At 71.1% G+C, this 10,992-nt stretch carries 12 protein-coding genes and 1 rRNA gene; 10 read left to right on the top strand and 3 right to left on the bottom strand.

The window, feature by feature from the left end:
• From rrf to ACZ6I1_RS06560, 9 genes are all read left to right on the top strand, one after another.
• Window positions 1–64 (top strand): 5S ribosomal RNA (gene rrf, locus ACZ6I1_RS06600); the annotation flags it as partial.
• A gap of 207 nt (window positions 65–271) precedes the next feature.
• Window positions 272–925 carry an HAD family hydrolase gene (locus tag ACZ6I1_RS06595; protein WP_469283792.1) on the top strand — a complete coding sequence of 218 codons (654 nt, stop codon included), beginning with the start codon at window positions 272–274 and terminating at the stop codon, window positions 923–925.
• Window positions 926–968: 43 nt separating this feature from the next.
• The gene (locus ACZ6I1_RS06590; protein ID WP_469283790.1) at window positions 969–2,180 is read left to right on the top strand and encodes an MFS transporter; all 1,212 of its coding nucleotides are present in this window, start codon (window positions 969–971) and stop codon (window positions 2,178–2,180) included.
• The gene (locus tag ACZ6I1_RS06585) at window positions 2,131–3,300 is read left to right on the top strand and encodes an acetoin utilization protein AcuC (protein ID WP_469283787.1); all 1,170 of its coding nucleotides are present in this window, start codon (window positions 2,131–2,133) and stop codon (window positions 3,298–3,300) included. The genes ACZ6I1_RS06590 and ACZ6I1_RS06585 overlap by 50 nt, the downstream gene beginning before the upstream one ends.
• Before the next feature lie 78 nt (window positions 3,301–3,378).
• A complete protein-coding gene (locus tag ACZ6I1_RS06580; RefSeq protein WP_469283785.1) occupies window positions 3,379–4,209 on the top strand; it encodes a phosphatase in 831 nt (276 codons plus the stop codon).
• A 114-nt stretch (window positions 4,210–4,323) separates the two neighbouring features.
• Entirely contained in the window at window positions 4,324–4,533 is a 210-nt protein-coding gene (locus ACZ6I1_RS06575; RefSeq protein ID WP_008738568.1) for a helix-turn-helix domain-containing protein, read from the top strand.
• A 121-nt stretch (window positions 4,534–4,654) separates the two neighbouring features.
• Window positions 4,655–4,753, top strand: a complete 99-nt coding sequence (locus ACZ6I1_RS06570; RefSeq protein ID WP_003948845.1) for a 30S ribosomal protein bS22 — start codon at window positions 4,655–4,657, stop codon at window positions 4,751–4,753.
• 97 nt (window positions 4,754–4,850) lie between these two features.
• Window positions 4,851–5,927, top strand: coding sequence for an NAD-dependent epimerase/dehydratase family protein (locus ACZ6I1_RS06565; RefSeq protein ID WP_469283782.1), 1,077 nt, complete (start codon window positions 4,851–4,853; stop codon window positions 5,925–5,927).
• The gene (locus ACZ6I1_RS06560; protein WP_469283780.1) at window positions 5,927–6,922 is read left to right on the top strand and encodes a lysophospholipid acyltransferase family protein; all 996 of its coding nucleotides are present in this window, start codon (window positions 5,927–5,929) and stop codon (window positions 6,920–6,922) included. The genes ACZ6I1_RS06565 and ACZ6I1_RS06560 overlap by 1 nt, the downstream gene beginning before the upstream one ends.
• A 76-nt stretch (window positions 6,923–6,998) precedes the next feature.
• Here the strand turns inward: ACZ6I1_RS06560 and ACZ6I1_RS06555 are convergent, their stop codons facing one another.
• The 3 genes from ACZ6I1_RS06555 to ACZ6I1_RS06545 all read right to left on the bottom strand — a co-directional run bounded on the left by ACZ6I1_RS06555 (window position 6,999) and on the right by ACZ6I1_RS06545 (window position 10,623).
• The gene (locus ACZ6I1_RS06555) at window positions 6,999–8,207 is read right to left on the bottom strand and encodes a DUF5667 domain-containing protein (RefSeq protein ID WP_469283777.1); all 1,209 of its coding nucleotides are present in this window, start codon (window positions 8,205–8,207) and stop codon (window positions 6,999–7,001) included.
• Window positions 8,208–8,443: 236 nt separating this feature from the next.
• Entirely contained in the window at window positions 8,444–9,259 is an 816-nt protein-coding gene (locus ACZ6I1_RS06550; RefSeq protein ID WP_469283775.1) for an ECF subfamily RNA polymerase sigma factor, BldN family, read from the bottom strand.
• A gap of 398 nt (window positions 9,260–9,657) precedes the next feature.
• Window positions 9,658–10,623, bottom strand: coding sequence for an HAD family hydrolase (locus ACZ6I1_RS06545; protein ID WP_469283773.1), 966 nt, complete (start codon window positions 10,621–10,623; stop codon window positions 9,658–9,660).
• Between the two features lie 80 nt (window positions 10,624–10,703).
• On the opposite strand from ACZ6I1_RS06545, the gene ACZ6I1_RS06540 reads away from it, so the two are divergent.
• On the top strand, window positions 10,704–10,982 hold the full coding sequence (locus tag ACZ6I1_RS06540; protein WP_469283771.1) for a glutaredoxin family protein: 279 nt from the start codon (window positions 10,704–10,706) through the stop codon (window positions 10,980–10,982).
• Window positions 10,983–10,992 lie beyond the last annotated feature (10 nt).

The following is a 10,992-nucleotide window of genomic DNA, read 5'->3' as shown; positions in this document are numbered from 1 at the left end:
TAAGCCTTTCAGCGCCGATGGTACTGCAGGGGGGACCCTGTGGGAGAGTAGGACGCCGCCGAACAATCATTGCGGGAAGCCCCGCACCAGCCCTTTCGGGCCCGGTGCGGGGCTTTTCTGCGTTCACCACCAGAACGACGAGGCCGGGGCGCGGATGCGCCGGCGGCCTCCTCCACCGACCGGGCCGGCGAGCTGAGGATCTTCCGATGTTCAGCCGATCACCAGCACGAGGCTGCCGTGAACTTGAACTGACGGCTCGTAGGGTTGGGGGATGGGCTACGACCTCGTCATCTTCAACAACGACGGCGTGCTGGTGGACAGTGAGCCGCTCGCCAACAGCGTCCTCGCGGAGTACCTGACCGAGATCGGGTACCCGACCTCGTACGAGGACTCGCTCCGCAACTACATGGGGGCCCCCGTGCACCAGGTGCGCGACCTCGTCCTCGAGCGGTCCGGGAAGCGGCTGCCGGAGGAGTTCGACGAGACGCTGTCCGCGCGGACCCTGGCGGCCTTCGAGCGGGAGCTGCGGCCCGTGCCCGGAGTGGAGGAGGTGCTCGGGGCGCTGACCGCGCACGGCATCGGGTACTGCCTGGTCTCCTCCGGGAACCACGAGCGAATCCGCGTCGGACACCGGGCGGCCGGACTCGACGGGTGGTTCGAGGAGGAGTGGATCTTCAGCTCCGAGGACGTGCCCCACGGCAAGCCGGCGCCCGACCTGTTCCTGCACGCGGCCCGGTCGATGGGCGTGGAGCCCTCGCGGTGCGTCGTCGTCGAGGACAGCCCGCCGGGCATCGAGGCCGCCGCGGCCGCGGGAATGGACGTGCTCGCGTTCACGGCGATGCTGCCCGCCGACCGGCTCCCCGGGGCCACCGCGTACTTCGGGGACATGAAGCAGCTCCCGGGGCTCCTGCAACTGCCCGTGTGATCTCTCTACCCACGGGTAGTCCCGGGGCCTACGCTGACCCGCCATGACGGTTGACGTGCGGCTGCGGCGCGGGCGCAGCGCCCTGGGGTTGAGCTTCTTCGCGCAGGGTGTGGCCTTCGCGCTGCTCGTGACGCGGATCCCGGCCATCCAGGACCGGTACGGGATATCCGACGGGCTGCTGCCCGCCTTCCTCGCCGCCGTGCCGGTCCTCGCCGGGATCGCCAGCGTCGCCACCGAGCACCTGGTGAAGCGGGTGGCGCCCAGTGCGGTGCTGAGGTGGGCGCAGCCCGTGGTGCTGCTCGCGCTGCTCGGCGTCGGAGCGGGCAGCGAGATGTGGCACGTGGCGGTGGCCCTGGGGGTGTTCGGGCTGTCGGTGGGTGCGCTGGACGCCTCGATGAACATGCTCGGCGTCAGCCTCCAGCGGGAGTACGGGCGCAGCATCATGCTCGGTTTCCACGCCGCGTACAGCCTTGGGGGGATCGCCGGGGCCTCGGCCGCCTGGGCCGGGGCGCATTGGCATCTGGACCTGCTGCCGAGCTATCTGCCGGCTGTGGCGGTGCTGGTGCCGCTGGTCCTGTGGGGCAGCCGCAGCTACGTCGACGCGCCCTTCGAGGCGGCCGGGGAGAAGGGGCTGGGCGCCGGCGGTGGCAAGCTGCTGCTGCCGCTGTGCCTGGTGATGGCGTGCGCGTACATCGGGGACTCGACGGTGGCGAACTGGAGTGCCAAGTACCTCCAGGACGTGCTGGGGAGCTCCGAGCAGCTGGCCACCGTCCCGTACAACGTGTACATGGTCACCACCCTGATCGGGCGGGCCGTCGGGGACCTGGGGGTGCGGCGCTTCGGGGCCGCGGCCGTGGTGCGGGGCGGGACGGTGGTCGCCGCCGCCGGGTTCGCCATCGTGGCGGCGGCGCCCGGGGCGTGGGTGGGGATGCTCGGTTTCACGCTGCTGGGGATCGGGCTGTGCGTGATCGTGCCGCAGACCTTCGCGGCCGCCGGGCGGCTGTTCCCGGGACGTTCGGACACGGCGATCGCCCGGCTGAACATCTTCAACTACGTGGGATTCCTGATCGGGTCGCCGCTCGTCGGCGGGATCGGGGACGCGTGGAGCTACCGGGGCGCGATGCTCGTGCCGATGGTCCTCGTGCTGGTCACACTGTTCTACGCCCGCTCGTTCGGACCGCGGGAGGCCCGATACGGTGTCGGGCATGAGCGGCCGCGGGTTGTTGATGTGGGACGAGGCGGTGACGAAGTATGACTTCGGGCCGAGCCATCCGATGGATCCGGTGCGTCTGGAGCTGACCATGGGCCTGGTGCGGGCCTTCGGGCTGGACCGGGCCATGGAGGTACGGGCGGCCCGCGCGGCCGGGGACTCGACGCTGAGGCTCGTGCACCGGGAGGACTACGTCGCCGCGGTGCAGGAGGTGTCCGCCGATCCCGGTCTCGCGGACGGCTCGTACGGGCTGGGGACCATGGACGATCCGGCGTTCCACGGCATGCACGAGGCGTCCGCGCTGATCGCCGGGCAGTCGGTGGCGGGGGCGGAGGCGCTGTGGCGGGGCGAGGCCGAGCACGCCGTGAACTTCGCGGGCGGGCTGCACCACGCGATGCCGGGCGGGGCGGCCGGTTTCTGTGTGTACAACGACGCGGCGCTGGCGGTGGCCCGGCTGCTGGAGCTGGGGGCCGAGCGGGTCGCGTACGTGGATGTGGACGTGCATCACGGGGACGGCGTACAGGCGGCGTTCTGGGACGACCCGCGGGTGCTGACGATCTCCCTGCACGAGCATCCGCGGACGCTGTTCCCGCAGACGGGCTGGCCGGAGGAGACGGGCGGTGCGGCGGCCGAGGGTTCGGCGGTGAACGTCGCGCTGCCGGCGGGGACCGGGGACGAGGGCTGGCTGCGGGCCTTCCACGCCACGGTGCCGGAGCTGCTGGCGGACTTCCGGCCGCAGGTGCTGGTGACCCAGCACGGCGCCGACACGCACTTCGAGGACCCGCTGGCCCATCTGGCGGTGTCCCTGGACGCCCAGCGGGCCGTACAGGAGGCCTGTCACCGGCTGGCGCACGACTACGCGGACGGGCGGTGGCTGGCGCTCGGCGGCGGCGGGTACGCGGTCGTGGACGTCGTACCGCGGTCCTGGACGCACCTGGTGGCGATCGCCGCGCACCGGCCGATCGACCCGGCGACGGCCGTCCCGGCTTCGTGGCGGGAAGCGGTGTACGCGCGGACGCGGCAGCTGGCGCCGGCCCGGATGACGGACGGGCGTGAGGTGGCGTGGCGGGAATGGGACGCGGGCTACGATCCGGCGGACCGTACGGATCAAGCCGTCCTCGCCGCGCGGCGCGCGGTGTTCCCGCTGCGCGGCCTGCTGACCTGATGATGCATCGTTACGCCAACTGTGCGGCGGTTCTCCGGAATTGATGAACCGCCAGGTGCGGTGGGGCAGCATCGGAGGGTGTTGAGCTCCGGCGCGCTGCGTGCGCATCTGCTGGCCGCCCGGTTGGCCGGGCCCGTCGCGACGTCCCGGGAGGAGAGCCTGCGCAGCTACCGGCTGTTCGCGGCCCGCGATCCCCGGGTGCTGCTCGGGCTGGATCCGGAGTGGGCGTGGGGCGAGGGTGACCTGCTGAGGCTGATGGCGGACAAGTGCGGGGTCTCGGCGGACCCGGCGCACGTCAGCGGGCCGGACGTGATCGATCCGGAGCGGACGATGGCCGCGCTGGAGGCCTTCGCGGGGCGGCTGCGGGCGGCGGCCGGGGCGCGGTCGCCGGTGCTGTTCGGGACGGGGCATCCGCATCGGCTCCTGGGTTTCTACGCCGGATTGGCCGAGGCGATGTCGGCGGCGGGCTGTGTCGTCCTCACCCCGGCGCAGGGTACGAGTGTCGACATGGCGACCCGGTTAGGCGTACGCACGTACCGCATCGATTACGTACGGGGGGTCGCACTGGTGCGGGAGCCCGGCGCGCGGTCACCGGGGAATGCGACCGGCGCGCACTCCCATTCGCCGCTGCCGGTGCGGCTCGCGCTGGGGGCTCTGGCGGAGGCCGGCGGGCCGTTGCCGGAGTTGGTGGTGGGGGATCACGGGTGGGTCTGCGGTGCTGGTCAGCTGGGTGTGGAGGCGATCGGGCTGGCGGATACGGACGATCCGGCGCTGTTCGTGGGGGAGGCCGAGGGGCGGGTCTCGGTGGCCGTTCCGATCGACGATGCGGTGCGTGCGGACTACTACCGGCCGCTGACGCGCTATGTGCTCAATCGGGCGAGTCTGACGGGGCGGCAGGAGTGGCCGTAGCTCCTCTTCCCCACTCGTATCACGCGCCCCTACTCTGGGGAGTGAGCGTGCGACGACGAGGAGTAACCGGAGGGGAAGCCGGTGCCCGTCATGCGCGGAAGGTCAAGGTGTGTCATGGCTGCTGGCGAGAGGCCTCTCAGTGAGGTTCAGTTCCTGACCGTGGCGGAGGTTGCCTCGGTGATGCGAGTGTCGAAGATGACCGTGTACCGGCTGGTGCACAACGGTCATCTGCCCGCAATCCGGGTGGGCCGGTCCTTCCGGGTCCCCGAGAACGCGGTCCACGAGTACCTCCGAGAGTCCTATGTGGGGGTGGAGTCGGCCTGAGACTGACCTCGGCATGCCCTCGGATTACAAGCTCGGAGCTCGGGACGGTAGGCTAGGCCGACGTAGGTCGTGTGGGCCCCGACGCCCCGCACCGAATAAAGAGAAGTGAGCGAGGGTAGTCGTGGGCTCTGTTATCAAGAAGCGGCGCAAGCGGATGGCTAAGAAGAAGCACCGCAAGCTGCTCAAGCGCACCCGCGTCCAGCGCCGTAACAAGAAGTAAACGGCAGCTGTACGTGTTCTCCGCAGCCCCTCCACCAGACTTTGGTGGAGGGGCTGCGGTGCAGCCGGGGGACTTCTTCTAGGGAGGCGCTGAGCTCGTGGGGAAGGTCGTACTCGTCACCGGGGCTGCCCGGCAGCTGGGAGGCCGCTTCGTGCGCCGCATCCAGCGCGACCCGGATGTCGAGCGGGTGATCGCGGTCGACGCGGTGACTCCGCCGCACCGGCTCGGATCGGCCGAGTTCGTCCGTACGGACATCAGGCAGTCGGCGATCGCCCGCGTGCTGGCCGAGCACGCCGTGGACACGGTGGTCCATCTGGCGGTCACCGGAGGCAGCGTGGGGACCGGCGGGGCGCACAGCACCGTCAAGGAAACCAACGTCATCGGGACGATGCAGCTCCTGGGAGCCTGTCAGAAGTCCCCGACGATCCGGCGGCTCGTCGTGAAGTCCAGTACCAGCGTGTACGGGGGCACGGCGCGGGATCCGGCCGTCTTCACCGAGACCACGCAGCCGAAGTCGCTGCCGGCGGGCGGGTTCGCCAAGGACGCCGCCGAGGTCGAGGGCTATGTACGGGGCTTCGCGCGCAGGCGGCCGGACGTCGCGGTGTGCGTGCTGCGGTTCGCGAACATCCTGGGCCCCTTCGCGGATTCGGCGCTCGCCGAGTACTTCTCGATCCCCGTGATGCCGACGGTGCTGGGCTACGACCCGCGGCTGCAGTTCGTCCACGAGGACGACGTGCTCGACGTGCTGCGCCTGGCGGCGAGGGAGCCGCGGCGGGGGACGCTGAACAGTGGGACGTTCAACATCGCGGGGGACGGCGTGCTGCTGCTGTCGCAGTGCTCGCGGCGGCTGGGGCGGCCCACGCTGCCGCTCCTGCTGCCCGCCGTGACGTGGGTGGGGTCGGCGCTGCGGGCGGTCGGGATCACCGACTTCTCGCCGGAGCAGATAAGGCTCCTCACGCACGGCCGGGTCGTGGAGACCTCGCAGATGCGCGACGTGCTCGGCTTCGAGCCGATGTACACGACCGCCGAGACCTTCGCGGACTTCGCCCGGAGCCGTGGGGGCGGGCTGCTGCCGCCGGAGCGGGCGGTGCGGGCCGTGGACCGGGTGGCGGCCGTGCTGAAGGTGGACGGCCTGGAGGCCGACGTGGACGCGGTTGAAGGAGCGCAGAGATAGTGGCGGACGCCAAGGTCATCCCGTTCGACGAGGACCGGCCGCGCCGACGGGTGCCGCGCAAGGTCCGGGTGGTGGCCGCCCCCGAGCCGGCCGTCGAGCCGGCCCCGGAGCGGGTGGAGGAGCCTTCGGCGGCGCCGGAGCAGACGCCCGCGGGGGGCGGCTGGGAGCGGAGGATCGCCGGCGGGCTGGCGTTCCTGCGGCGGCGGGTCACCGGGGAGTACGAGGTCGACGAGTTCGGCTACGACAAGGAGCTGACGGACCAGGTCCTGATGTCCCTGATGCGGCCGCTGTTCGACAAGTACTTCCGGGTCGAGGTCAAGGGCATCGAGAACATCCCGAAGGAGGGTGGTGCGCTGATCGTGGCGAACCACTCGGGGACCCTGCCGCTGGACGGGCTGATGCTCCAGGTGGCCGTGCACGACCGCCATCCCGCGCAGCGGCACCTGCGGCTGCTGGCGGCGGATCTGGTGTTCATGCTGCCGGTGGTCAACGAGCTGGCCCGGAAGGCCGGTCACACCCTGGCGTGCGCGGAGGACGCGCAGCGGCTGCTGGAGGCCGGGGAGCTGGTCGGGGTGATGCCGGAGGGCTTCAAGGGGATAGGGAAGCCGTTCGGAGACCGGTACAAGCTGCAGCGCTTCGGGCGGGGCGGGTTCGTGTCGACGGCGCTGCGTGCGGGGACGCCGATCGTGCCGTGTTCGATCGTGGGGGCGGAGGAGATCTACCCGATGGTCGGCAACGCGAAGACGCTGGCGCGGCTGCTGGGGATTCCGTACTTCCCGATCACGCCGACGTTCCCGTGGCTGGGGCCGCTCGGGGCGGTGCCGTTGCCGACGAAGTGGACGATCCAGTTCGGCGAGCCGATTCCCACCGGGGGTTATGCGGCGGAGGCGGCGGAGGATCCGATGCTGATGTTCAACCTGACGGACCAGGTGCGGGAGCAGATCCAGCACACGCTGTACAAGCTGCTGGTGCAGCGGCGGTCCGTCTTCTTTTGAGCGAGGCGGCCTTCTGAGGGAGGGCAGCGAAAAGCGCCGGCGGGCTGTGAGCAGCCTCGCCGGCGCTTTTCGCGTCCTACTCCGCGTCCTCCGCGTTGATGCCCAGGCCCGGGAGGAGGCCGGGGAGGAGCGGCGGGAGGGTGATGTCGGGCTTGGGCTGGTCCGGGGTGCCCGGGGAGGGCGGGGCCGACTCGCCCGCGGGCGGGTTCAGCAGGTCGCCCGTACCGCCCAGGAGGCCGCCCGGGGTCGGGGGCCGGCTGCTGGTGCCCGAGGGGGACGGCGCGGGGCTGCCCGACGGGGTGCCGGAGGCCGGTGGGGACTGCTGCTTGCCGCTCGGGGCGCCCGGCTTGGCCGGGGTGACCGAGGAGCTGGAGCCGCGGGTCTGCTCGGGTGGCTTGGGGAGCAGGCTCTGCAGCGGCGCCACGTCTTCGTCTATGGCCTGGAAGACCGACTCCACTTCGCCGCCCACGTCGGTGAGCTGCGCGGGGAGCTTCTCCCGGAGCTTGCCCCACGCGTCGCGGTGGGAGCGGGAGAACGAGGACAGCGCCTGGATCGGGCCCAGTTCGCCGTTCCGTTCGTAGGCGGCCTGCAGGAGCCGGTGGCCCTCTCCCGCGTCGTGCTTCACCCCCGCCAGCGCTCGGCGGATCTCGCCCAGGACCTCGTGGTCCAGCACGCTGCCGCCCCGGCCTCGCTCCATCAGCCTGCGGGCTTCCGACAGGCGGTTCGAGGCCTGGTCGAGATAGAGCTCGCCCCGGTCCGAATCGTCGTCGGCCATCCCCAGCTTCAGGTCCTCCATGCCCCGCTTCACGGGGTAGAGGTGGTCACCGGGCAGGGCGTCGGTACTGGCAGCGGCCACTCCGCTGAAGGCCCCCGCGGCCACACCTACGGTGAGACCGCCTGCCGCGATGCCCTTGGACCAGCGGGAGCGGGGCCGCAGTTTCCGGAGCGAGGTCGCCCGGTGGGCGCCGCGGCCGGTCCGCTGTTCGGGCACCAGAGGGTCCGGGGCGGCTCCGCCCCCGGCCCTCTCCTCCAGCACCATGGCCTCCATGGCGGCAACGAGCTGTGCTCGCTGCACCACTTTGACGTCTGGGTCCAGCACTGGGCGCGGCATTCGTTCGCCGAGCACGCTCGCCAGGGCCAACAGCCGGTCGTGGTCGGCAGGTTCGGCAGGTGCCTCGGACTGCTCGGCCGCCGGGTCCGGTTCCGAAAGGTCGGACGGGGTCCGATCCTCCAGGGCCTGGGCGAAGGCGTTCGCCCGCCGGTGCGGAGTCACGTTCGCGATCACTGGCGGCACCTCCTCTCGTCATGACGATCGACTCCCCAGCGTGTCCGGAAGGTTGCCTTCCTTGAGCACATCCACACTTTCGAGTGAGCGGCTTCGGGCAGGGCGTGTCCACAGGGGGTCTGCATTCCGCACAACGAGCGTCGCGGCACTTGGGTTACGGACGAAGGATGATCGGACCACAGCGTCATCGAGGGGTCACCGGATGTATGTGAGTTTGTGTTGATCTGTGAAGGGGGTCAGCGGGCGTCGTCCGGGAGGAGACGGGCCAGTGTGCGGACCGCCCGGTACTGGAGCGTTTTGATCGCTCCTTCGTTCTTCCCCATGACCCGGGCCGTCTCGGCGACCGAGAGGCCTTGCAGGAAGCGCAGGGTCACGCACTCCTGCTGCTGCGGATTGAGTTTCCGTACGGCTTCCAGCAGGGCCGCGTTGGAGAGGGACTCCAGGACGGAGTCCTCGGGGCTGCGCTCGACCTCGTTGGCGTCGAGCATCTCGCCGGTGGTGACCTCCAGCCGGAAGCGGCTGGACTTGAAGTGGTCGGCCACCAGGTTGCGGGCGATCGTCACGAGCCAGGCGCCGAAGTCGCGGCCCTGCCAGGTGAAGGTGGAGATGCGGCGCAGCGCGCGCAGGAAGGTCTCGCTGGTGAGATCCTCCGCCGTCGCCTTGCCGCCGACGCGGTAGTAGATGTAGCGGTAGACCGTGTCGCTGTACTGGTCGTAGAGGCGGCCGAAGGCCTCGGCCTCGCCGGCCTGGGCGCGTTCGACCAGGTCCATCATGCGGGCCTGGTCGCTGTCCGCGGTGGGGCGGCGGGGGGCGGCCTGGGTGCTCGTGCCGGCGGCGCCGTTCGAGCCCCCGGCCGTGCGACCTCGTCTGCCCACCGTCGCTCCGCCGTCGGTCAGGGCATAGCAAGGGCCGGCCGGGCCGAGCCCGGCAGGGACCGCGGCGGCGAAGGCGGGGACGGCGTACGCGGTGGGGACGAAGCCGCGCAGGTGGTCGAGGACCGTTGCGCGCAGCGTAGCCAGGCCCGAGGCGTCAACCCCGACAGGTGGGTACACGGGACTCCCAGAGGCAGAGCTTCCATCACGTGCAGTGCGGGACCGTTCACCCGTCGTGGCGACAGATGGCCGGTGGCATGCGTTTGAGGAGAATAACGCTTCGTACAGGCAGCGCTACACCCAGTTGCACAAATCACCGGTTCCGACACTTCCGTTGCGTGTCGAGGGCATATTCAGTCGCAGTTGGTGATCGCTTGGTGATCACTTGGGTGCGCGGAATGGACGCTTCCATGGGGGCTCGCGACCGAGTCGGGCAGGCCGGAGTGCCGTGCCCCATCCGGGGGTAGGGCTGGGGGAATGACCGCGGGCGTGCGGGCCGCGGGGACCGGCCGGGCGCAGCCCGCCGGGCGTGCGGGGGCTCCGCTGCTGGCGACGGCCCGTCGCCGGGCCCGGCGCTGCTAGCGGCGGCGGCGGTGCAGGGCGATGGCGGCGGCCGCGCCGCCCGCGATCGCGCCGACTCCGGCGGCCGCCGGGACGCCGACCTTCACGGCCTTGCGGCCGGTCCGATAGTCGCGCAGCCGCCAGTCGTTGGTACGGGCATGCTTGCGCAGTTTTGTGTCGGGATTGATCGCGTACGGATGCCCGACCAGCGACAGCATCGGGATGTCGTTGTGCGAATCGCTGTACGCGGCGCAGCGTTCGAGGTCCAGGCCCTCGGCGGCGGCCAGGGCGCGGACGGCCTCCGCCTTGGCGGGCCCGTGCAGCGGTTCGCCGACCAGGCGGCCGGTGTAGATCCCGTCGACCGACTCGGCGACGGTGCCCAGCGCGCCGGTCAGGCCGAGCCTGCGGGCGATGATCGTGGCCGTCTCGACGGGGGCGGCGGTGACGAGCCACACCTTCTGTCCGGCGTCGAGGTGGGCCTGGGCCAGGGCGCGGGTGCCCGGCCAGATCCGCTCGGCCATGTACTCGTCGTAGATCTCCTCGCCGATGGCCATCAGCTCGGAGACCTTGTGGCCCTTGACGATGGACAGGGCGCTGTCGCGGGCGTCCTGCATGTGGGTCGGGTCCTCGACGCCGGCGAGCCGGAACCAGGCCTGCTGCCAGGCGAAGCGGGCCAGCTCGCGGCGGCGGAAGAACTCGCGCTTGTAGAGGCCGCGGCCGAAGTGGAAGATCGCGGCGCCCTGCATCACGGTGTTGTCGAGGTCGAAGAAGGCGGCGGCGAGGTCGTCGCCCGCGACGGGGAACTCCGCCTCCGCCCCGTGCTCGACGAGGGCTTCGAGGTCGGTGTCGAGGTCGGGTTCGGCGGGGTGCGGGGCTCCGGCCAGCGCGGTCTTCCGGGCGGCCTCGGCCGAGGCCTCGCCTGCCAGCACGCTCCGCGCGCTTGCGGAGCGTCTACGGGGGGTGAGCCATCCGGGAGCGGCCATGCGGCGAGCATAGCCACTGTGTTCGGGAGTTCTCGAACCGGTGGGAAACGGAGGCGTTAACACTTCGGGAGAATGGGGCCATGAGCCCTTTGTTGCGACGCAAGGAAAAGAAGCGTCCCGCCGACCGGATGGTGACGCTCGTCGGGAAGCCGGGGTGCCATCTGTGCGATGACGCGCAGGAGGTCATCGAGAAGGTCTGCGCGGAGACCGGCGCCCAGTGGGAGAAGAAGGACATCTCGCAGGACGAGGAGCTCTACCGGCTGTACTGGGAGCAGATTCCGGTGGTGCTGGTGGATGGCGAACAGCACACCTTCTGGAGGGTGAACCCGGACCGGCTGCGGCGGGCGTTGGAGGGCTGACCCGCATCCC

The organism is Streptomyces sp. NPDC046303, assembly GCF_055588085.1.
The sequence above is the reverse complement of the archived record's forward strand: the minus strand, read 5'-3'. Positions and strand labels throughout refer to the sequence as shown.

Bases quoted from the DNA above. Each gene is read 5' to 3' on its own strand.
- ACZ6I1_RS06545 (WP_469283773.1), bottom strand. From the start codon at position 10,623: ATGGCCGCTCCCGGATGGCTCACCCCCCGTAGACGCTCCGCAAGCGCG.
- ACZ6I1_RS06540 (WP_469283771.1), top strand. From the start codon at position 10,704: ATGAGCCCTTTGTTGCGACGCAAGGAAAAGAAGCGTCCCGCCGACCGG.
- ACZ6I1_RS06590 (WP_469283790.1), top strand. From the start codon at position 969: ATGACGGTTGACGTGCGGCTGCGGCGCGGGCGCAGCGCCCTGGGGTTG.
- ACZ6I1_RS06575 (WP_008738568.1), top strand. From the start codon at position 4,324: ATGGCTGCTGGCGAGAGGCCTCTCAGTGAGGTTCAGTTCCTGACCGTG.
- ACZ6I1_RS06585 (WP_469283787.1), top strand. From the start codon at position 2,131: ATGAGCGGCCGCGGGTTGTTGATGTGGGACGAGGCGGTGACGAAGTAT.
- ACZ6I1_RS06595 (WP_469283792.1), top strand. From the start codon at position 272: ATGGGCTACGACCTCGTCATCTTCAACAACGACGGCGTGCTGGTGGAC.